The following is a 21,391-nucleotide window of genomic DNA, read 5'->3' as shown; positions in this document are numbered from 1 at the left end:
TAATGTTGATTCTGTTGATTGTTGGGTGCGTAAGCTCGCCGGATCAAACCCAACCTAAAGCCTGGCTTAAGCCCGGGGTGAGGGTGGACTTACCGCAACCGATGATATCGGAGCCTATCAATCAACAGCAATTATTGACGGCAACAGCGCAGGGTAAGCAGCAGTCATTATTGGTATTACTCCATGCGGATGGGCAGCGTTTAACCTTGGTTGGGTTGTCACCACTGGGGATCCGTTTGTTTAAAGTTTCCTATGACAAACGGGGTATTCAGCTGGAACAAAGTATAAAAATTGTAGGGCTACCCCCAGCAAATCAAGTTCTTGCCGATATTATGCTCAGTTATTGGCACATTGAATCATGGCGCCCACTGTTACCTGCAAATTGGCGGCTGGTGGATGAGGGTGATAAACGCAGACTGTTTGATGATAAAGGCCAAATAGTGACAGAGATTAGCTACCAAATGTCAGGTAGCGTGCGTAAGCCGGTGGCCATTGAACAATTTGTGTTCCACTACTTTATTAGCATCCAGAATGTAGAGGGCTGATTGTTATGGTTTATTTCTCTGCTGTTGGGATGGTTAATGCATTAGGCAGCACTTTGTCAGAGGTGAGTCAGAATCTCACCTCTGGGCAAGCTCCGGGAATGGCACTTCAGCAAGGCTGGCTGGTGGAGGATTCACCTATTTGGCTGGGTGCAGTAAATACTGAGTTACCGCCAATACCGGTGCCGCTTTCACAACATAACAGTCGCAATAACAGGTTGTTACTGGCCGCCTTGTTACAGATTCAAGCCGAGGTTTCTGCCTGCATCATTCGCTATGGCGCATCCCGCGTGGCGGTGATTATGGGCACCAGTACCTCGGGTATTTTTGAAGGTGAAAGGGCGGTCAGGGAATTTCAGCCGGGATCGGGTGAAAACGCGGGGCAATTTCCGCCCGGATATGATTATCAACAGCAGGAGTTAGGTGACCCGAGCATTTTTCTCTCCCGCTATTTAGGTTTGACTGGCCCGAGCTATACCATTTCCACCGCGTGCTCTTCCAGTGTGCGGGCGATTATCAGCGGTAAGCGCCTGATAGAGTCAGGAATAGTCGATGCAGCCATTGTCGGTGGTGCAGATAGCCTGTGCCGCATGCCGATCAATGGCTTTCATAGCCTTGAGTCCTTGTCGGCTGGGCGCTGCACCCCATTTGCTGCTGCGCGCAAAGGGATCAACGTCGGTGAGGCGGCCGCGCTAATTTTATTGTCACGTGAACCCGCACCTGTTGCTTTGCTCGGTGTCGGTGAGTCTTCCGATGCCTGGCATATGTCGGCTCCCCATCCTGAAGGGCTCGGAGCAGAGCAAGCTATCAGAATGGCATTAAAACAGGCTAAATTGCAGCCAGCGGACGTGGGCTACATTAATTTGCACGGCACGGCGACACGATTAAATGACCAGGTAGAAGCACAAGTGGTGAATCGAGTCTTTGGCCATCAGGTGCCCTGTAGTTCAACCAAACATCTTACCGGCCATACGTTAGGGGCTGCCGGAGCCACCGAAGCCGCATTAAGCTGGCTGATGTTGAGTCATGGTTTACCTTTGCCAGTACAAGATTTTACAGATAGTTCTCGAGACACGACATTAGCCGAGATTAATTTGGTGACTGGGCCAGCAAAGCTAGCAACACCGGTGATTTTGTCTAACTCATTCGCTTTTGGCGGCAATAACGCCTGTTTGATATTGGGAGCCAGCTGATGGCGTATTACTCCGCCCAACATTACTTACCCCATCAATCACCTATGGTGATGCTGGATACCCTCCATGACGTGGGTGAGGCATTTGCTGAATGCAGAGTCACCTTGGGTGAGGATGGCGTTCTTGCGCCTTTCCTTGATGCTCAAGGCTGCCTCCCTAATTGGTTTGCTGTCGAATTAATGGCGCAGACTATTGGGGTATGGCGTGGCTGGCATGGTTTGGAGCAAGCAATACCACCGACCATAGGGATGTTGCTCGGTGGGCGAGCCATTAGCTGTGACTTACCGGTATTCCCCGCGGGCAGTGAGCTGCACATTTGTGTCAATTTAATCCTACAAGATGAAAAGATTGGCAGTTTTGAGTGCGGCATCAGCATCGCTGGTAAGCAGGTTGCTCGCGGCCGATTAAATACCTATCAACCAGATAGCGAAGAAATAAAAAAACTTACATTGGGGAATGGCGCATGAAGCGTTCTGTTTTAGTTACTGGGGCGAGCAAAGGGATTGGGCGGGCGATTGCACTTCGTCTGGCTGCAGATGGATTTTTAGTTGTGGTGCATTATCACCGAGATGCCGCAGGTGGTGCAGAAACTCTGGCTCAGATAACTGACGCAGGGGGCGAAGGGCGCGTTATCAATTTTGATATCAGTGCAAGGCAGCAGTGTAAAGACGCGCTGGAGCAGGATATCGCCGCACATGGTGGTTATTACGGTGTGGTAAACAATGCGGGTATTACTCGTGACGGTGCCTTTCCGGCACTGACGGACGAGGATTGGGATGGCGTCATTCATACCAATTTGGACAGCTTCTATAACGTATTACACCCCTGCGTGATGCCGATGATTGGCTTACGTAAAGGAGGGCGCATCATTGTGCTTTCTTCAGTTTCAGGTGTGGTTGGTAACCGTGGACAGGTTAATTACAGTGCAGCCAAAGCCGGTGTTATTGGTGCCTGTAAGGCGCTCGCCTTGGAGCTGGCGAAACGAAAAATCACTGTCAATTGTATTGCGCCAGGGCTGATTGATACCGGCATGATAAATATGGAGCCGATTGCACTGGATGAAGCGATGCGGATGATCCCACTGAAACGGATGGGAGAGGCCGAAGAGGTGGCTGGGTTAGCCAGTTATTTGATGTCAGATATTGCCGGGTATGTTACTCGTCAGGTGATTTCAATCAATGGAGGAATGATATGAGCAGCGGTATGGTTGCCACCAAAAGAGTTGTGATTACCGGGATGAGCGGCGTCACCGCCTTTGGCAATAACTGGGCTGATGTTTCGGCACGTATCTATGCCGGCGAAAATGCGGTGCAATATATGCCGCAGTGGGAAGAGTATCAGGGGCTGAATACCCATTTAGGCGCACCAATTAACGATTTTGTGATACCGGCACATTACACCCGCAAGCGCATTCGCTCGATGGGGCGGGTATCATTATTGGCCACCCGAGCAACTGAGTTGGCGTTGGAGCAGGCTGGGTTACTCGGTGAAAATGTCCTGACCAATGGTGAAACCGGAATTGCTTACGGCTCCTCAACCGGCAGCACCAAGCCAGTCAGTGAATTTGCCACCATGTTGACTGAAAAACATACCAATAACATTACTGGCACCACCTATGTGCAAATGATGCCCCATACGGCGGCGGTGAACACCGGGTTATTTTTTGGTTTGCGTGGTCGGGTTATCCCTACCTCCAGTGCTTGTACCTCAGGTAGTCAGGCCATCGGCTATGCTTATGAAGCTATTCGTCATGGTTATCAAACTGTTATGGTTGCTGGTGGTGCGGAAGAGCTGTGCCCTTCAGAGGCCGCGGTGTTTGATACCTTATTTGCGACCAGTCAGCTAAATGATTCACCGAAATTATCACCTAAACCCTTTGATAGTCAGCGCGATGGTTTGGTGATCGGCGAAGGTGCCGGGACACTTATTCTGGAAGAGTTGGAACATGCCACAGCGCGTGGAGCCACTATCTATGGTGAGATTATTGGTTTCTATACTAATTGTGATGCCAGCCATATTACTCAACCACAAAAAGAAACGATGCAAATTTGTATTGAAAAGGCATTACTGAGCTCAGGTCTGGCTGCCGCTGATATTGGCTATATCAGTGCCCACGGCACGGCAACTGAACGTGGCGATATTGCAGAAAGTCAGGCTACTGCCGCTGTTTTTGGTAACCGGACGCCAATTTCTTCGTTGAAAAGTTATTTTGGCCATACCTTAGGGGCCTGCGGTGCTCTTGAAGCTTGGATCAGTTTGGAGATGATGCGAGCAGGGCGTTTTGCCCCCACCATTAACCTGACTGACCCAGACCCCGCCTGTGGTGACCTGGATTATCTCATGGGGGAGGGGCGCTGCATTGATACCGAATTCTTCCAAACCAATAATTTCGCCTTTGGTGGCATTAATACATCATTGGTGATCCGTCGCTGGCCGTGATGGTGCTTGATTTCCTCATTGTTGAGTATTTATCAAAAGTATTGTGTTGAATGTGGTGTTTTTTGGCAATAAAACTCTAGGCATAATCACCTTAGATTTCTACCGGGAAGCATAAGTTAGTGGCTTCTCAGTAGATTGCCAATCTTTAAACATCAATGACTTATTGTCTAATTACAATAAAATCATCTCTGTTCAATATGAGGAATTACTATGAGCATACCTGCATTCGGTCTGGGAACGTTTCGCCTTCAAGATCAAGTCGTTATTGATTCAGTTAGCCAGGCTTTAAAACTGGGCTATCGTGCCATTGATACCGCCCAAATATATGACAATGAAGCCGCTGTTGGGCAAGCTATAGCAGAAAGTGGTATCAAACGTGATGAGCTATTTATCACCACCAAGATTTGGATTGCTAATTTAGCGCAAGGGGAATTAATCCCTAGCCTGCGAGTCAGTTTGCAGAAGTTGCAAACAGATTATGTGGATTTAACCTTAATTCACTGGCCATCACCCAATGACGAAGTTTCTGTGGCTGAATTTATGGCTGAATTGATGAAAGCCAAAGAGCTGGGATTAACCCGCCAAATAGGTATTTCTAACTTCACCATTGATTTAATGAAACAGGCCATCGCGGCAGTGGGGGCAGAAGCTATTGCTACCAACCAAATCGAACTTTCTCCTTTGCTGCAGAATCGCAAGGTTGTTGAGTTTGCTCAGGAACAGGGAATTGCCATTACTTCTTATATGACACTGGCCTATGGTAAAGCTCTGGAAGAGCCAATTATCAAAACCATCGCGTTGCAGCATGGTGCAACAGCCGCCCAAGTGATTTTAAGTTGGGCAATGCAACTGGGTTACAGTGTGATTCCGTCGTCAACCAAAGTGGCGAATTTAGCCAGCAACTTGTTGGCTCAGGACTTACATTTAAGCCCGGAAGATATGGCGCTGATTGCCACTTTAGAGCGTAATCAGCGACTTGTCAGCCCGGATGGTTTAGCACCAAACTGGGATTGATAGCATCCTAAATAACAAATTAAACCGCCTTGCAGGAGGGGGTTTAGTTTGTCTCCACAAAACCTAACATTGCCGTAAATACCGCCCTGTAGGCTCTGGCTGTAGCGCTTTACTCCCCTCTCTGTTTTCTCTTTGCCGGCTTAACTCACCCGTGTTGGTCTGCCGTCTGGTGGTTTTTATTTCATAGGCTCGGTTGATAGTAGACGTTCATTGATAAAATCAATAAAACAGCGCAGCCGATTACTTATCGCTTGATCACTGTAGTACACCGCATTAATGGGCATGGCCACGGGCAGGATGTGCTCTTCCAGTAGGGGGATTAAATCTCCGCGTTGTAGGTCTTGCTGAATCATGAAATCAGACAAACAGGCAATTCCATTCCCCTCAAGGCATAAGCGGCGCTGTGTCTCTCCGTTATTTGATGTTAAATCTGATGTTATTTCATAGAGTTGCCCATCACTCCCGGCCAGCGGCCAACGATTTAGCACCGGTAAATCATTAAATCCTAAACAGATATGATGCTGTAAATCAGCCACAGTTTGTGGTGTTCCATGCTGTTTCAGATAGGCCGGTGAGGCCAAAATATGGCGATAACTGGTCATGAGTTTTCTGGCTCGCAAGGTCGAATCCTGCAAAGTGCCAACTCTGATAGCAATATCAACTTTCCGCTCAATAAGATTTATAAATGTTTCAGATGAAACCAAAGATAAGGCTACCAGTGGATAGCGCTGGCGAAACTCAACCATCAGCGGCGCAATAATATGCAGCAATACCGGGGTTGAAGCATCAATGCGCAGTAATCCTTTGGGATTCAATTGGCTGTCTAGCAGTTCATTTTCTGCTGCCGCCATATCCCGCAAAATATTTTGTACCCGCCGAAAATAGTGTTCGCCTTCCTGAGTTAAGCTTATTTGCCGGGTGGTGCGATTAAGCAAAGTCACGCCCAGCTTGCTTTCCAGCTTTTTTACTGCCCGGCTTACTACTGAATTTGCTTGTTCAAGCTGCTCTGCTGCCCGGCTGAAACTGCCACATTCCACCACAGTAACAAAGGTAATTAGTTCATCTGAATTTGCTTTCATTGTTGCCACTCCAGCAAAAATATTTTGATATTTTGAGCATTTTTGTCATTTAAACATAGGTACATAATTGCCGCTATCAAATTGAATTGTTGTTAACTGAACTGAGTTTCTGGAGTAAATAATGCCGCTTGCCTTACTGGCACTGACCATCAGTGCATTCGCTATTGGTACCACGGAGTTTGTTATTGTCGGGCTGATACCGACGATTGCTGAACAATTGGGTGTTTCTGTCCCTTCCGCGGGGTTATTAGTTTCAATTTATGCCTTAGGGGTCGCCATTGGTGCTCCGGTGTTAACTGCATTAACAGGGCGAATCCCACGCAAAATGTTATTGATTGGGTTGATGATGTTATTCACTCTCGGGAATTTATTAGCATGGCAATCTCCCGGATATGGAACCCTGGTCGCTGCACGTTTATTAACCGGCCTGGCTCATGGGGTATTTTTCTCTATTGGCACCACTATTGCCACCAGCTTGGTACCTAAAGAAAAAGCAGCTTCGGCTATCGCCATTATGTTTGGCGGTTTGACTGTAGCATTAGTGACGGGGGTTCCGCTGGGCACATTTATTGGGCAGCATTTTGGTTGGCGAGAAACCTTCTTGGCGGTATCACTTATTGGTGTTATCGCTGTTATCGCAACTACTATTTTGGTGCCAAATAATATTCCGACGAAAGCTTCTGCCAGCATAAAACAACAGCTACAAGTACTCACTCATCCCCGGCTGTTGCTGATTTATGCCATTACAGCATTAGGATATGGCGGATTTTTCACCATGTTTACTTTTTTGGCCCCAGTAATGCAAGAGCTGGCAGGGTTCTCGGCCGCCGCAGTAAGCTGGATTTTACTGGCCTACGGGGTGTCAGTTGCCATTGGCAACATCTGGGGAGGCAAGCTGGCGGATAAATATGGTGCCGTGCCGGCGTTGAGCTTTATCTTTACTGCATTAGCCGCACTGTTATTTGTGTTCCAGTTCAGTGCTAATCACAGTGTTGCAGCACTGATTACACTGTTGGTGATGGGCATTTTTGCTTTTGGTAATGTGCCAGGGTTGCAGGTCTATGTAGTACAAAAGGCGCAAGAGTACACACCACATGCTGTTGATGTTGCTTCAGGATTGAATATTGCTGCATTTAACGTAGGAATTGCATTAGGGTCAATAATTGGTGGTCAGGCGGTTACCCGAGTTGGGTTGGCGCAGACACCCTGGATTGGGGGGGTGATAGTGATAGGCGCATTATTGCTGGTTACCTTGAGTGGTAAGTTGGATAAACAGTATCTGCATCAGGCTGTTACCCGCTAAACCCAGTTTAGATCTTCTTTTTCAGCCCGCAAATTGCGGGTTTTTTTGTTAATAGGCGCCTTATTAGTGCATTATTAAAGATATAGGCTGAATGCATCCTTAGATATCTCAATATCAGTATCATTACCTGGGTAAAAGACATTACTGACCAGAACATCTGGGCGTATAATCAGAAAACCACTGGCTGCGGCTATGCCACGCGCCAGAGTGATCTCGGATAAGGGAAGGCCATCAAAGTGCCGAAACGAACATATGCAATGCGGTATGTTGCAGGTCAACCGGTTGAACAGATTTTCCCAGGCTCCGCTAAGCAATTGGGGCAGGGGTTACCGCCTGGCGCACCATTGCCTACCTCAGAATTCCTGCGAGTGATGGTGTGGAATATCTTTAAGCAACAGCGGGCCGAATGGCTATCTGTGCTCAAGGATTTTGGCCGTGATGCTCAACTGATGTTGCTGCAAGAAGCACAAACCACACCCGAGCTGGTGAGGTTTGCTACGTCTCATTATCAAGCGGCGGATCAGGTTCCGGCTTTTGCACTGCCTCAGCACCCTTCAGGTGTTATGACATTAGCTGCCACTCACCCAGTCTACTGCTGCCCACTACGTGAGCGGGAGCCACTGCTGCGCTTGTCTAAGTCGGCATTGGTTACAGTTTATCCTATCCATGATGGCCGTTTATTGATGGTCGTAAATATCCATGCGGTGAATTTCAGTTTTGGCGTTGATGTTTACAGTAAACAGCTCGAGCCTATTGGTGAGCAAATTGCTTTGCACCGTGGCCCAGTCATTCTGGCGGGGGATTTCAATGCCTGGAGTCGTCAGCGGGTTAATGCTTTACAGCGTTTTGCCCAAGGGGCGGGGTTGGCGGAAGTTGAATTCCTGTCAGATTACCGTAGCCGAGCATTTGGTCGACCTCTCGATTTTGTGTTTTACCGTGAACTGACACTGGCAGATGCATCGGTCTTAGTGACTCGAGCGTCTGATCACAACCCTCTACTGGTCGAATTCCAGCCATAAAAAAAGCACCCCGCAGGGTGCTTTTTAACAGCTTAATAGCGATGCTAACTTTATGCTTCCGGGTTTGATTTATTGTTAACAAACAACGTCAACTTCAAACCTGGTAGTAACTTATTAGCTTTGCTGACTACCGAATTCCATCGCATCACATCGTCGGTGTTTACACCGTGACGCTTGGCAATACTGGCAAAAGATCACCCTGACGAACTTTATAGGTGATGCTGTTGTTGGTTGTATTGCTTGCCAGTTGCAGGGTTTGCCCAACTTTTAAGGTGCTCGAGGCACGTAAGTTGTTCCAACTCTGCAAATCGCTGGTCTTGATATTCAACCGCTTGGCAATCGTAGATAAGGTATCGCCGGAGCGAACTTTATACTGCGAACTCGATGCTGACTTTGTGCTGTTCTGTGCCAACTTGGTTGGTTGAACCGCAGCAATATCGGTATCTGCCAATGAATCTTTAAGCTGCTCAGCATGGGCTTTCGGCAACATAATATAACGAGGACCATGTCCAGCTGGTGCCGTTACATTGCGCTTATACCCAGAATTAAAGGATTTCAACTTGGTAAGTGACATCCCCGCCATCTCAGCCGCCTGAGTTAGCTGTATCTGCTGACCAACATCAACACGCGCTAATGCACGGTCTTCGTCGGTTTCAGGTAAGTTTATACCGTACTTTTTACTGTTCTTAATTAAATCACCCAAGGCCAGCATTTTTGGAACATAAACTGACGTTTCACGCGGAAGCGACAATGCCCAAAAATTAGTCGGTTTACCCTTTGCCTTATTCGCTTTCACCGCCTGCATCACTCTGCCTTCACCACTGTTATACGCAGCGACTGTTAATAACCAGTCACCGTCAAACATTTTGTTCAGGCGCTCCATGATATCAAGCGCTGCTTTGGTAGAAGCCACCACATCTCTGCGGCCGTCATACCATTGGTTTTGTTTTAAGCCATAATTTCGACCGGTACTTGGCACTATCTGCCATAGCCCTGCGGCGTTGGCGGATGATGTCGCGTGTGGGTCAAAAGCGCTCTCCACTATGGGTAGCAGTACCAATTCCATCGGCATCTTACGTTTTTTAATCTGCTCGACTATCAGGTACATGTACGGCTCTGCCCGTAATGTTACATCGTGGAGATAGCTCTTATTTTTTAAAAATTTTTGCTTTTGTTCACGGATCCGGGAATTTTCCGGAACCTTCATCTTCAGCTCGTCGCTAATGAAGTTCCACAAATCTTGCTGCGCTAGGCTACTTTCACTATCCAGCCATCGCGCGGAACCCTCTCGGGCACTATTTGTGTACTCTCCTGCTTCACTTTCTTGACCTGCCGAAGACAAACTCTGTGCATGCTGTACAGGAGCCTGTACGCCCACCTTGGACGACTGGCACCCAACAAGCAAGACTGAGGCGAGAAATATCGCTTTGGTCTTCATGTGTGTGTCAATGTAGTTGCTTAAAAGACGAGCAATCATACTTTGCTTCAATAAAAAACACAACTAAAAGCTCAGAAGCGGTCCTTCTGGGCGCGTAATTCGGAAAAAACTGATACAAGTGAGTCTGGCGGAGAGATTACGCCTATTTTTCTTTGTAAATCAATGTCATTACAGCGTAAAAAAACATTAATTTTACGTTCAATATGTAATTTTACCGGTAGGCTAGGTAGGTTTTTTGCCCGTAATTGCATGATTTGCTGTTGATATGTGGCAATGTCTTGGTCTGAGGGCAGAATAAACCGGGCAAACTTAAGATTGGCGAGAGTATATTCATGCGCGCTACAAATTAAGGTTTCGTCAGGAAGCTGCGCGAGCTGTTGAATTGACGAGTACATTTGCGCCGGAGTCCCTTCAAATAGCCTGCCGCAACCGGCAGAAAAGAGCGTGTCACCGCAGAAAAGATAAGGTGCGCTGTAGTATGCAATATGCCCTAGAGTGTGCCCGGGGACGGCAAAAATACGGTAGTTTTGGTCACCAATTGTCAGGTTATCACCCCCATTTACGATAATTGTCGCGCCTTTATTCGCTGTTTCTTGTGGCCCATAAACGGGAATGTCAGGGTAATGTTGGCGTAAATCGGCCACTCCACCCACGTGGTCGTGATGGTGATGAGTTAATAATATGGCTTGAGGAAGGTATTGACCTTGGTTCAGCGCGGCCAGTACTGGCGCGGACTCGCCGGGATCCACGATAACACAGCGTTTTTGGGCATCGACCAATAGCCAAATGTAGTTATCTTGAAATGCCGGAATACTGATAAGATTCATTGAAACCTCTTTTTGGCAATAATTTGAAAGAAAAAGAAGATAATAAAACATGAAACCAGCGCAAATAAGCCAAAAAATCGATGCGCCCGCATCTTGGGCTGAGTTACCTTGGGGAGAATATTATCGCTCAGCCATTGAGCAGCAATTGCAGCCTTGGTGGCCGAAATTCTTTGGTTTCCATTTATTGAAAATAGGCCATTTGAGTGCTGAAATCGCCAGTGATAAATGTGCAATTTCCCATCAGGTTAATGTTGGGGAGCAGGGCAAGAATATGCAAGTGCTTGCCAGCCCGTATCAATTACCTTTTGCCGAAAAATCAGTGGATGCTTGTTTGCTGTCTCATACTTTAGCCTATGCTGCTGATCCGCATCGTATTTTACGTGAAGTGGATCGCGTGCTGATTGATGATGGCTGGTTGGTTATCAGCAATTTTAATCCGCTGAGTCTGCTCGGCGCTGGTAAGTTGGTGCCGTTATTACGCCAGCGGCAGCCATACGTCAGCCGAATGTTTACCCAGATGCGGTTGTTAGATTGGCTCAGTTTACTGAATTATGAAGTGTTGCATTTATCACGTTTTCACGTTTTGCCGTGGCATAAAGAAGGTGGGCACTTTATCAGCACCCATTTGCCTGCATTGGGTTGTGTGAGTTTGATTGTTGCCCGTAAGCGCACCATTCCATTGACCTTCAATCCGATGAAGTCCGGTGCACGTAAACCTTGGTTCAGCCGGGCAGTCGGTGCCACGAAAAGTTATCGTGACCAACCCTGACTTGGCCTGTTAATCGGGGTTGTAGCCCGTATCTTCTAATGTGGGTGAATTAGCGCCTTGGCGGGCAAGTTCATCACAGCGTTCGTTTTCCGGGTGGCCAGCATGGCCTTTTACCCATTCCCATTGCACGGTATGAGTTTGGATAGCCAAATCCAGGCGCTGCCATAAATCGACATTACGTACCGGTTTACGGTCTGCTGTTTTCCAACCGCGTTTTTTCCAATTATGGATCCATTGGGTGATACCCTGGCGAACATATTGGCTGTCGGTGCTGAGTGTCACCACACAAGGTGAGGTTAAGGCTTCCAGCGAAACAATGGCTGCCATTAGCTCCATGCGGTTGTTAGTTGTCAGAAAATAGCCAGCGCTGAATGTTCTTTCATGCTGCTTATAACGCAAAATTGCACCATAACCACCGGGGCCCGGATTGCCAAGACAAGATCCGTCGGTGAAAATTTCTACCTGTTTAGTCATCTCTGGTAGACTCTTCCTATCTGTTTAAACGTTAAGTCTGACATAAACGAGCGCTATGAGCACTGGCAATATGCAAGTTACACCGACCAGACAGATTGTTCTGGATACTGAAACTACCGGTATGAATAAGCTGGGCGTTCATTATGAAGGCCACCGGATTATTGAGATCGGTGCGGTTGAAGTGATCAACCGCCGCCTGACCGGTAGAAATTTTCATGTTTATGTGAAACCAGATCGCCTAATTGATCCTGAAGCTTACGGCGTTCATGGTATCAGTGATGAGTTTTTGGCGGATAAGCCCACTTTTGCCGATATTACCCCGGAATTTCTTGAATTTATTCGGGGTGCTGAGTTAGTCATCCATAACGCGGCGTTTGATATCGGCTTTATGGATTATGAATTCCGCATGTTGCAGCAGGATATTCCGAAAACGGAAACCTTCTGTACCATCACCGATAGCTTATTACTGGCGCGCCGCTTGTTCCCCGGCAAGCGAAATAACCTTGATGCCCTGTGCGATCGCTATCTAATAGATAATACTAAGCGAACTCTGCACGGCGCGTTACTCGATGCCGAAATTCTGGCAGAAGTTTATTTGGCGATGACCGGCGGTCAGACCTCCCTTTCGTTTTCAATGGAAGGCGATCAATCGCAAAATAACTCTTCAGAAGATATCCAGCGAATTACTCGCCCGGCATCCGGTTTGAAAATAATTTATGCTGCTGAAGATGAATTGAAAGCCCATGAGTCACGTCTGGATTTAGTGATGAAAAAAGGGGGCAGTTGTTTGTGGCGGATGCCATTGGATACCGAAGAGAGCGCAAACGAAGAATAAAGCGACACTCAGTTGAAAAACTGTGCAAACAGCTTATTTTACAGGAAAAAGTGTTGACGAAATTGTGTTCCATACGTACTATTCGACTCGTTCTTAACCGGAACAGCAGCGTGGTGCGGTAGTTCAGTCGGTTAGAATACCGGCCTGTCACGCCGGGGGTCGCGGGTTCGAGTCCCGTCCGCACCGCCAACATTTAGAAGCCCTGAGTTATCACTAACTCAGGGCTTCGTTGTTTCTATACCCTGCGCACTTGAAGCCGCAGGGTTATGAGTCTATTTACTTGCCTGAACCTGCTTGTGCGGCGGTGCTGACCCAGCCATCAAAGGTGGCCTGATGGGCTTGAATCCAGCCGTTTACATGACGTTCAATATCCGCATCCGAAGATTCGCCAGCATGCATCCGCATATTTTGAGCATTCACATCATTAATGGATAATTTCATGATGGAGAACAGCTTTGCGGCCGCAGGGTTGGCTTCAGCCCATTTTTTGTTCGCCACAATATGCATCACACTGGGCGGGAAACCATAGTTCGCGCCATTGGAAAGCTGGGTATCGATAGTTTTATCGGGCAAGGAAGAGAAAGGCACCTGTAGCCACACCACATCACGGCCCGGCACTAATACATCACTCACCCAATATGGCGTCCAGGTGTAATACAGAATGGGTTTGCCTTCTTTGTAGCGCGTGATGGTATCGGCAATCATTGCGGCATAGTTACCCTGATTATGAGTCACGGTATCACTGAGGCCATAAGCTTGAATTTGGTGATTTATTGGTGCTTCACAGCCCCAGCCGGGGTTGCAGCCGGTCAGATCGGCTTTGCCATCATTATTGGCATCAAACAATTTGGCGATTTTCGGATCTTTTAGCTGCTCGATATTGGTAATGTGGTATTTATCGGCGGTTTTTTTGTCTATCAAATACCCCTGCGCCAGCCCCTCAATAAAGTTGCCCTGACGGTAGAATTTAGCATCACCGCCGGCGGAGTCATATTGGTCATTATGCAGTGGTTCCCAGTTGACCGCCAGATAGGTGGCATCCCCTGCGGCAATGGATGCATAGGCGACATTGTAGTCGACTTCTTTGGTTGGCTGGACATCATAACCGAGTTTTTCCAGTGCTTTATTCACCAGCGAGGTCTGGAAAGTTTCTTCTGAAATGGTACTTTGCAGAGGTTGGACACTAATACCTTTGCCCGGTAATTCTGCTGCGGATAACTGAGTGCTGATCAGTGTGGTGAGGGCCAGGGCCCAGATTCCTGTTGTGCGCATAGTTTTTCCTTTTAGCTATTTTACTTGCCATTTTGAACCAGAGCAGTGCTCATCATCCTCAGGTACTGCCTGTACGCTGCGGTGATTGCGTGCTGCTCCAGTCCAAACTGTCTGTGACAATGACGCTAATGTTTAGCGTCATTAATTGAAATTACTTGTTGTTATTGATGGTGTTGTTATTGATGGTGTTGCTACGGAATGGTTTGGTAACTAACCCTATAGGGCCGGTGGCATACCAGCGACCAACACCTTTACTGCGGCGATCTCGGCCCAGTGATTGGGTTAGGCGGTCAAGGATAATGGCCAAAATCACAATACCCACACCCCCCACTGCGGCTAAGCCCATATCTAGCCGACCAATGCCGCGCAGTACCATCTGACCTAAACCACCGACGGCAATCATCGAGGCGATAACGACCATCGACAGTGCCAGCATCAAGGTTTGATTCACACCCGCCATAATGGTGGGCATCGCCAGGGGTAATTGCACCTTGAACAGCATTTGGCGCGGATTAGCACCAAAGGATTCTGCCGCTTCAATCAGATCTTCCGGCACCTGTTTAATACCTAAAATAGTCAGGCGGACAATGGGTGGCAGGGCAAAGATTATGGTCACCACCACGCCGGGGACATTACCGATACCGAATAGCATGACGATGGGCACCAGATAGACAAATGCCGGTGTAGTTTGCATCGCATCCAGTAAGGGTCGAATGATTCGGGCGGCATTATTACTGCGTGCTAACCATATTCCGAGGGGGAGTCCGATAAGAATACAGAAGAACAGCGAGGTCAGAACCAGGGCCAGTGTCACCATGGCTTGCGACCACGCGCCGATAGCGCCGATGGCAACCAGTGATACCAATGTCGCCACGCCCATGCCTAATGTGGAGAACTGCCAGGCTATCAGTGCGAAAACCAAGATTGCCACGGGGGCGGGCATGCCCAGTAATAGATGCTGAAAACCACTGAGAATAAAATCAACCGGTACACGAATGCCCTGAAACAGTGGGCGGAAATGCAGCACTATCCAATCAATACCATGAGTTACCCATGAATCTAAGGGTAACCACGTGGTATGGAAGGGGTCCATTAAGCTGAAATGTTCAGGCGCCGCAGCCGGGGCGCTGTTTAGCCAGTCGGTATTGGCGACCTGGCTCTGTGCGGCCTGAGTCGCAGCCTCATGGGCAGCACTTCCTGCGGCACGGCTACCTTCGGCCATGCTGGCTCCCCAAGGGTCAGCAGCGGCTGACAAGCTCTGAGGGGCAACATCTGTTGTGGCGGGTGCAGCAGACGCCGCCGCATCTGTGGCCCAGGGGTTACTGATGGTTTGATCGTTAACCTGGATTTGATTACTCATTTGGCGTCTCCTTATCTAAAGCCTGCAACAGCATGGCTTTAGAAATAATACCGATATAACTGTTATCTTCACCGACGACTGGTACCGCGCACGGTGCCTGTGCCACCAGTGAAATCAGCTCACTAAGGGGCATGTCGGCAGGAACCGGTGCCGGATCGTCCAATAAGGCACTATCCAGCGATTGGTTCTCAGCCAATGCTTTTTTCAGTGAGTCTATCGATACCACGCCAATAAACTTTTGCCCGCGTTCCAGCACATAGCCGTAATCGCGGTCTTCATCTTGAAGCAGTTTTAATGCAGAGCGCGGGCCGAAACCCGGTGTTTTACGGATCAACGATACCGGACGACGGCGGGCGATATCTTTAGCACTGAAGACATGGCTGATATCGACGCCGCGGAAGAAGGTGCGCACATAATCATTCGCCGGGTTATTCAGTATTTCATCTGGCGTGCCGACTTGTACTACTTCGCCCCCCTGCATAATGGCGATGCGATCACCAATGCGCATGGCTTCATCCAGGTCATGGGAGATAAAGACAATGGTGCGTTGATGTTTGGCTTGTAGCTTGACCAACTCATCTTGCATTTCGGTGCGTATTAATGGGTCAAGTGCCGAAAAGGCCTCATCCATCAATAAGATATCAGGGTCATTGGCCATCGCACGGGCTAACCCCACACGCTGGCGCATCCCACCGGATAGCTCATCGGGGTAAGAATGTGCGTAGCTCTCCAAACTTACCTGGCGTAAGGCTTCCAACGCTTTTTCGTGGCGTTCCTGTTGGGGAACACCCGCCAGCTCCATGCCGAATGCGGTATTATCGAGCACATTCAAATGCGGCATTAATGCAAAGGATTGGAAAACCATACTGATCTTATTACGACGCACGGTGCGCAGGGCACTATCAGATATTTTGGCAATATCTTCGCCGTCGATCAGCACTTCACCACGGGTGGGTTCTATCAGACGATTGAGAAGGCGTACCAGGGTGGATTTACCGGAACCGGATAACCCCATGATGACGAATATCTCGCCTTCTTCAATGGCCAGATTGGCATCTTTAACGCCAACGGACAAACCAGTTTTGGTAAATATCTGCTCTTTATTCTTACCTGATTCAAGTAGTTTAAAAGCACGATCTGGATGCTCACCAAATATTTTATATAGGTTCTTTACTTCGAGTTTAATTGCCATGCAGCTGGTGTATTCCTCTGTCAATTTTAAATTATGTTTATTCTATCGATATTATCCTGATGAAAAAATAGAGCGCCATATACCCTAACACAATGAGAATCTGAGACAACCCTCAATGTCCTTATAATCAATATCGCAATAGTCTTTACCGCAATATATATCTTTTGAAATAACCATGTTACTTGCATTAATACTGTGGTTTTTTATGGCTGATATATTGTCTAATATTGAAGGTGTTAGTGGTGGGTAATTATGGTGTTGGTGGGCTAAATATTGAACATCTATTTGTAATGTAATCTCTAGGTTATTATTGATAATATCAACTAAATATCTTTGCTTGAATAACCTCCAAATTTGATGCTGTGAAAAGACCGAATATGACAGATTTAATCTGCCAGAAGATGCACTGAGTTCCCTTTATACTCTGCTTTTCAGCCAAATCATCAGGTAGATAACAGCAGCAGCGTTTAGCGCTGGATTGGTGGATTGAGGCAGTAAAATGTATCAGGAATTTATGCAGTATTTGGGTGGGAAAATTATCTGTAAATGGCAGTGAAAATATGGGTAACCTTAGTGTGGCTTGACGTTGGTGTGGATGGCCCCATTTTTAAGCAAGAGAAAAGGGGGCCAAAGCAGATTGGGAGAGTCTAAAAATCCCAGTCTTCGTCCTCGGTAATCACGGCTTTACCTATCACATAAGATGAACCTGAACCCGAGAAGAAATCGTGGTTTTCATCTGCATTTGGCGATAAGGCCGCCAGAATGGCCGGGTTGACCTCCGCTTGGTTCGCCGGAAACAAAGCCTCATAACCTAAATTCATTAATGCTTTATTGGCATTGTAATGGAGAAAGCTTTTAACATCTTCAGTCCAGCCGACTTTATCATAAAGGTCTTCGGTGTAGCGCACTTCGTTATCATATAAATCCTGCAACAGATCGAAAGCGAAATTCTTTATTTCCTGACGTCGGTTATTATCAACCTTCTCTAGCCCTTTCTGGAATTTATAGCCGATATAATACCCATGCACAGCTTCGTCTCGGATAATAAGCCGAATTAAATCGGCAGTATTGGTTAATTTAGCTCTACTTGACCAATACATAGGTAAATAGAATCCAGAATAGAATAGAAATGATTCCAGGAAGACACTGGCAATCTTTTTCTTTAATGGATCCTCATTGTGATAATGCTGGAGAATAATATCGGCTTTCTTTTGCAACGGGCCATTTTCTTCACTCCAGCGATAAGCATCGTCCACATCAGATGTCATGCAAAGTGTAGAGAAAATAGAGCTATAAGAGCGGGCATGCACCGCCTCCATAAAGCTGATATTCGAGAATACCGCCTCCTCATGGGGGGTTATAGCATCTTTAATCAGAGCGGGGGCTCCCAAGGTATTTTGAATAGTATCCAGCAGGGTCAGGCCAGTAAAAACCCGAATAGTCAGTTGCTGTTCATTAGGGGTTAGTGTTGCCCAAGAAGGAATATCATTTGATAGTGGGACTTTTTCCGGCAGCCAAAAATTAGCGGTCAGACGGTTCCATACTTCCAAATCTTTATCGTCTTCGATTTTATTCCAATTGATAGCACTAACCGGTGAGATCTTTTTTACTGAGTTCATAAATGACGTCCTTATTAATCCGATTCTGTTTATTCAGTTACAGCGAGCAGGACACGCAACCTTCAACTTCTGTGCCTTCGAGTGCCATCTGGCGCAGTCGGATGTAATAAATGGTTTTAATTCCTTTCTTCCAGGCATATATCTGCGCTTTGTTTATATCGCGAGTGGTGGCGGTATCGCGGAAGAATAATGTTAGTGATAGCCCCTGATCGACATGCTGAGTTGCCTCGGCATAGGTATCAATGATTTTCTCCGGCCCTATCTGATAAGCATCTTGATAATATTCAAGATTATCGTTGGTCATATAAGGCGCGGGATAATACACCCGGCCAATTTTGCCTTCTTTGCGGATCTCAATCGGAGAGACAATCGGATGGATGCTTGATGTTGAATGGTTGATATAAGAAATAGATCCGGTCGGTGGCACGGCCTGCAAATTCTGATTATAAATGCCGTGCGCCATTACTGATTGGCGCAATGTTGCCCAGTCCTGCTGGTTGGGGATGTGAATACCCGACTTAGCAAACAGCGCCTGTACTTTGGCCGTTTTAGGCAGCCAACTTTGCTCGGTATATTTGGTGAAATAGCGGCCCGATGCATAGTCAGATTCATCAAAGCCTTTGAAGTAACTGCCTCTTTCTATGGCCAGTTGGTTGGAGGCACGGATGGCGTGGTATACCAAGGTATAGAAATAGATATTAGTAAAATCCAGTGCTTCTTCCGAGCCGTAAAAAATACGTTCACGCGCTAAATAACCGTGCAGATTCATCTGCCCGAGGCCAATGGCATGAGACTCCTGATTGCCTTTTTCAATTGATGGTACTGAGCGAATATGGCTCATATCAGATACCGCAGTCAGCCCACGGATCGCCGTTTCAATGGATTTACCAAAGTCGGGTGAATCCATGGTGTGGGCAATATTCATTGAACCAAGATTACAGGAGATATCTTTGCCAATATGGCGATAGCTGAGGTCATCGTTATATTCAGTTGGTGAATTAACCTGCAAAATTTCTGAGCATAAATTACTCATGTTGATCCGGCCTTTAATCGGATTGGCGCGATTGACCGTGTCTTCAAACATCATATAGGGATAGCCGGATTCAAACTGAATCTCTGCCAGAACCTGGAAAAACTCGCGTGCTTTGATTTTGCTTTTACGAATGCGCTTGTCATCGACCAGTTCGCGGTATTTTTCGCTGATGCTAATTTCTGACAGCGGTAGGCCATAAACCTGCGCGACATCATAAGGAGAGAACAGGTACATATCTTCATTATTCTTCGCCAATTCAAAGGTGATATCCGGAATAACCACCCCTAGCGACAGGGTTTTAATTCGCACCTTTTCATCGGCATTTTCTCTTTTAGTATCAAGAAAACGCAAAATATCCGGATGATGGGCATGAAGATACACCGCACCAGCCCCCTGACGGGCACCTAATTGATTAGCATAGGAGAAAGCATCTTCCAGCATTTTCATAATAGGAATAACGCCAGAAGATTGGTTTTCAATACGTTTTATCGGCGCACCGACTTCGCGAATATTGCTCAGCAAGAAAGCTACCCCACCGCCGCGTTTAGATAATTGCAGCGCCGAGTTAATCGAGCGGCCAATTGACTCCATGTTGTCTTCAATACGTAACAGGAAGCAGGACACCAGCTCACCGCGTTGTTTCTTGCCGCAATTAAGGAAAGTTGGGGTGGCAGGTTGGAAGCGGCCAGAGATGATTTCTTCGACCAGATCCCGTGCAATCTGTGGGTTACCGGCCGCCAAGGTGAGGGCAACCATACAAACGCGATCTTCGTAGCGTTCCAGATAACGTTTGCCATCAAAAGTTTTCAGGGTATAGCTGGTGTAATATTTAAATGCGCCAAGGAAGGTAGGGAAGCGAAATTTTTTGCTATAAGCTTGCTGAAATAAGCTTTTGATAAAGCTGAAATCATACTTATCCAGCACCTCTTTTTCGTAATATCCCTCTTCAACCAAATAATCGAGTTTTTCCTGTAAATTATGGAAAAATACCGTGTTTTGATTGACGTGCTGTAAGAAATATTGCCGTGCCGCCAGGCGGTCTTTATCAAACTGGATGCGCCCGTCGGCATCATAGAGGTTCAACATCGCATTCAATGAGTGATAGTCAAGTTCACTGCTGGATGAATCGGTGCTCTTCAGTGTTGTTGCAGAAACTGCTGCTGCTGAAATTGTTGTTGCTGAAATTAATGTTGCCAAAATTCAGTTACTCCCTTGCGCACATTTGCCACATCTTCTGCTGTACCCAATAGTTCAAAGCGATACAGATATGGAACCTGACATTTTTGGGAAATAATTTTCCCGGCCAGACAGTAGGCGTCGCCAAAATTAGTGTTACCCGCAGCAATGACACCGCGAATCAATGAACGGTTATGGGCATCATTCAGGAACCTAATCACTTGAATTGGCACCGCACCGACTGAGCTGCCACCGCCATAACTGGGCACTAACAAGATATAGGGTTGTTCAACCCGCAGCTTTTCCCGCGCTCCGGCAATGGGAATACGTATTGCTGGAAGCCCCAACTTCCCGACAAAGCGGTGGGTGTTCTCCGATGAACTGGAGAAATACACCAGCGGATTCATTTCATTTTCCTTAGCAAGCACTGACGGCCTGAACCAGTGCATTGATTTTGTCGGGACGGAAGCCAGACCAGTGATCCTCACCAGCAATAATCACAGGAACCTGCTGATAACCAAGAGTTTTGACGTGATTCAATGCTGCTTCATCAAGGGTTAAATCGATGACTTGATAAGCAATTCCTTGTCTGTCCAATGCGCGGTAGGTGGCATTGCACTGGACACAATCAGGCTTACTGTAAATAATAATGCTCATGATTCGCATTTACCTTTTATGTTAAAGATAGGCATAATTAGCAGGCCTCGCCCACCATCTCCTGATTATCAACATTGGTTTCATTCCCGTAGTTGATAGATTGAATACTATATCTAGTGTTTATTTATTTCAACCACACTATATGTAGTT

Annotated in this window: 20 protein-coding genes, 1 tRNA gene and 1 pseudogene; 11 read left to right on the top strand and 11 right to left on the bottom strand. The window is 47.1% G+C overall.

What is annotated here, in order from left to right; translation table 11 throughout:
* Positions 1 to 2: 2 nt before the first annotated feature.
* From YROHD0001_RS11745 to dkgB, 6 genes are all read left to right on the top strand, one after another.
* Positions 3 to 545 carry a DUF3261 domain-containing protein gene (locus YROHD0001_RS11745; protein ID WP_004714075.1) on the top strand — a complete coding sequence of 181 codons (543 nt, stop codon included), beginning with the start codon at positions 3 to 5 and terminating at the stop codon, positions 543 to 545.
* 5 nt (positions 546 to 550) lie between these two features.
* Positions 551 to 1,735, top strand: coding sequence for a beta-ketoacyl-[acyl-carrier-protein] synthase family protein (locus YROHD0001_RS11750; protein WP_004714074.1), 1,185 nt, complete (start codon positions 551 to 553; stop codon positions 1,733 to 1,735).
* The gene (locus YROHD0001_RS0117585) at positions 1,735 to 2,202 is read left to right on the top strand and encodes a hotdog family protein (RefSeq protein WP_032816467.1); all 468 of its coding nucleotides are present in this window, start codon (positions 1,735 to 1,737) and stop codon (positions 2,200 to 2,202) included. The genes YROHD0001_RS11750 and YROHD0001_RS0117585 overlap by 1 nt, the downstream gene beginning before the upstream one ends.
* Positions 2,199 to 2,930, top strand: a complete 732-nt coding sequence (locus YROHD0001_RS11755) for a 3-ketoacyl-ACP reductase FabG2 (protein WP_032816466.1) — start codon at positions 2,199 to 2,201, stop codon at positions 2,928 to 2,930. The genes YROHD0001_RS0117585 and YROHD0001_RS11755 overlap by 4 nt, the downstream gene beginning before the upstream one ends.
* A gap of 8 nt (positions 2,931 to 2,938) precedes the next feature.
* Positions 2,939 to 4,174, top strand: a complete 1,236-nt coding sequence (locus tag YROHD0001_RS11760) for a beta-ketoacyl-ACP synthase (RefSeq protein ID WP_004714072.1) — start codon at positions 2,939 to 2,941, stop codon at positions 4,172 to 4,174.
* Between the two features lie 210 nt (positions 4,175 to 4,384).
* Positions 4,385 to 5,188, top strand: a complete 804-nt coding sequence (dkgB, locus tag YROHD0001_RS11765; RefSeq protein ID WP_004714071.1) for a 2,5-didehydrogluconate reductase DkgB — start codon at positions 4,385 to 4,387, stop codon at positions 5,186 to 5,188.
* Between the two features lie 176 nt (positions 5,189 to 5,364).
* Here dkgB and yafC read toward each other — a convergent pair whose 3' ends face one another.
* Positions 5,365 to 6,267: a DNA-binding transcriptional regulator YafC gene (gene yafC, locus YROHD0001_RS11770; RefSeq protein ID WP_004714070.1), complete on the bottom strand. Its 903-nt coding sequence runs from the start codon at positions 6,265 to 6,267 to the stop codon at positions 5,365 to 5,367.
* A 121-nt stretch (positions 6,268 to 6,388) separates the two neighbouring features.
* Here yafC and YROHD0001_RS11775 point away from each other — a divergent pair, with 121 nt between their 5' ends.
* A complete protein-coding gene (locus YROHD0001_RS11775) occupies positions 6,389 to 7,570 on the top strand; it encodes an MFS transporter (RefSeq protein WP_004714069.1) in 1,182 nt (393 codons plus the stop codon).
* Between the two features lie 236 nt (positions 7,571 to 7,806).
* Positions 7,807 to 8,589, top strand: a complete 783-nt coding sequence (locus tag YROHD0001_RS11780; RefSeq protein ID WP_071817868.1) for an endonuclease/exonuclease/phosphatase family protein — start codon at positions 7,807 to 7,809, stop codon at positions 8,587 to 8,589.
* 50 nt (positions 8,590 to 8,639) lie between these two features.
* On the opposite strand, the pseudogene mltD reads toward YROHD0001_RS11780, so the two are convergent.
* Together mltD and gloB are read right to left on the bottom strand one after the other, a co-directional pair.
* Positions 8,640 to 10,027: pseudogene (mltD, locus tag YROHD0001_RS19280) on the bottom strand (murein transglycosylase D).
* A gap of 71 nt (positions 10,028 to 10,098) precedes the next feature.
* Complete coding sequence (gene gloB / locus YROHD0001_RS11785; protein WP_032816463.1) at positions 10,099 to 10,854, bottom strand: hydroxyacylglutathione hydrolase; 756 nt, start codon at positions 10,852 to 10,854, stop codon at positions 10,099 to 10,101.
* Positions 10,855 to 10,903: 49 nt separating this feature from the next.
* On the opposite strand from gloB, the gene YROHD0001_RS11790 reads away from it, so the two are divergent.
* Positions 10,904 to 11,623, top strand: coding sequence for a class I SAM-dependent methyltransferase (locus YROHD0001_RS11790; protein WP_004714066.1), 720 nt, complete (start codon positions 10,904 to 10,906; stop codon positions 11,621 to 11,623).
* 9 nt (positions 11,624 to 11,632) lie between these two features.
* On the opposite strand, the gene rnhA is transcribed toward YROHD0001_RS11790, so the two are convergent.
* Positions 11,633 to 12,097: a ribonuclease HI gene (rnhA, locus tag YROHD0001_RS11795; RefSeq protein ID WP_004714064.1), complete on the bottom strand. Its 465-nt coding sequence runs from the start codon at positions 12,095 to 12,097 to the stop codon at positions 11,633 to 11,635.
* Positions 12,098 to 12,167: 70 nt separating this feature from the next.
* Between rnhA and dnaQ the strand changes: the two genes are divergently transcribed.
* Both dnaQ and YROHD0001_RS0117575 read left to right on the top strand, forming a co-directional pair.
* Positions 12,168 to 12,932, top strand: coding sequence for a DNA polymerase III subunit epsilon (dnaQ, locus tag YROHD0001_RS11800; RefSeq protein ID WP_032816461.1), 765 nt, complete (start codon positions 12,168 to 12,170; stop codon positions 12,930 to 12,932).
* 112 nt (positions 12,933 to 13,044) lie between these two features.
* Positions 13,045 to 13,121 (top strand) — tRNA-Asp (locus tag YROHD0001_RS0117575).
* 87 nt (positions 13,122 to 13,208) lie between these two features.
* On the opposite strand, the gene proX is transcribed toward YROHD0001_RS0117575, so the two are convergent.
* From proX to nrdH, 7 genes are all read right to left on the bottom strand, one after another.
* Positions 13,209 to 14,204, bottom strand: a complete 996-nt coding sequence (gene proX, locus YROHD0001_RS11805) for a glycine betaine/L-proline ABC transporter substrate-binding protein ProX (RefSeq protein ID WP_004714062.1) — start codon at positions 14,202 to 14,204, stop codon at positions 13,209 to 13,211.
* Positions 14,205 to 14,355: 151 nt separating this feature from the next.
* A complete protein-coding gene (gene proW, locus YROHD0001_RS11810) occupies positions 14,356 to 15,564 on the bottom strand; it encodes a glycine betaine/L-proline ABC transporter permease ProW (protein ID WP_042542293.1) in 1,209 nt (402 codons plus the stop codon).
* A complete protein-coding gene (gene proV, locus YROHD0001_RS11815) occupies positions 15,557 to 16,756 on the bottom strand; it encodes a glycine betaine/L-proline ABC transporter ATP-binding protein ProV (protein WP_004714060.1) in 1,200 nt (399 codons plus the stop codon). Before proV ends, proW begins: the two co-directional genes overlap by 8 nt.
* A gap of 647 nt (positions 16,757 to 17,403) precedes the next feature.
* Positions 17,404 to 18,375, bottom strand: a complete 972-nt coding sequence (nrdF, locus tag YROHD0001_RS11820) for a class 1b ribonucleoside-diphosphate reductase subunit beta (RefSeq protein ID WP_004714059.1) — start codon at positions 18,373 to 18,375, stop codon at positions 17,404 to 17,406.
* 37 nt (positions 18,376 to 18,412) lie between these two features.
* Positions 18,413 to 20,548 (bottom strand): class 1b ribonucleoside-diphosphate reductase subunit alpha, encoded by a 2,136-nt coding sequence (nrdE, locus tag YROHD0001_RS11825; RefSeq protein WP_071817869.1) that lies wholly within the window; start codon positions 20,546 to 20,548, stop codon positions 18,413 to 18,415.
* A gap of 44 nt (positions 20,549 to 20,592) precedes the next feature.
* Entirely contained in the window at positions 20,593 to 20,991 is a 399-nt protein-coding gene (nrdI, locus tag YROHD0001_RS11830; protein ID WP_004714057.1) for a class Ib ribonucleoside-diphosphate reductase assembly flavoprotein NrdI, read from the bottom strand.
* A gap of 10 nt (positions 20,992 to 21,001) precedes the next feature.
* Positions 21,002 to 21,241, bottom strand: coding sequence for a glutaredoxin-like protein NrdH (gene nrdH / locus YROHD0001_RS11835; RefSeq protein WP_004714056.1), 240 nt, complete (start codon positions 21,239 to 21,241; stop codon positions 21,002 to 21,004).
* Positions 21,242 to 21,391: the final 150 nt, after the last annotated feature.

It is taken from the genome of Yersinia rohdei ATCC 43380 (genome assembly GCF_000173775.1).
In the GTDB taxonomy this organism is placed as follows: domain Bacteria; phylum Pseudomonadota; class Gammaproteobacteria; order Enterobacterales; family Enterobacteriaceae; genus Yersinia; species Yersinia rohdei.
The sequence above is the reverse complement of the archived record's forward strand: the minus strand, read 5'-3'. Positions and strand labels throughout refer to the sequence as shown.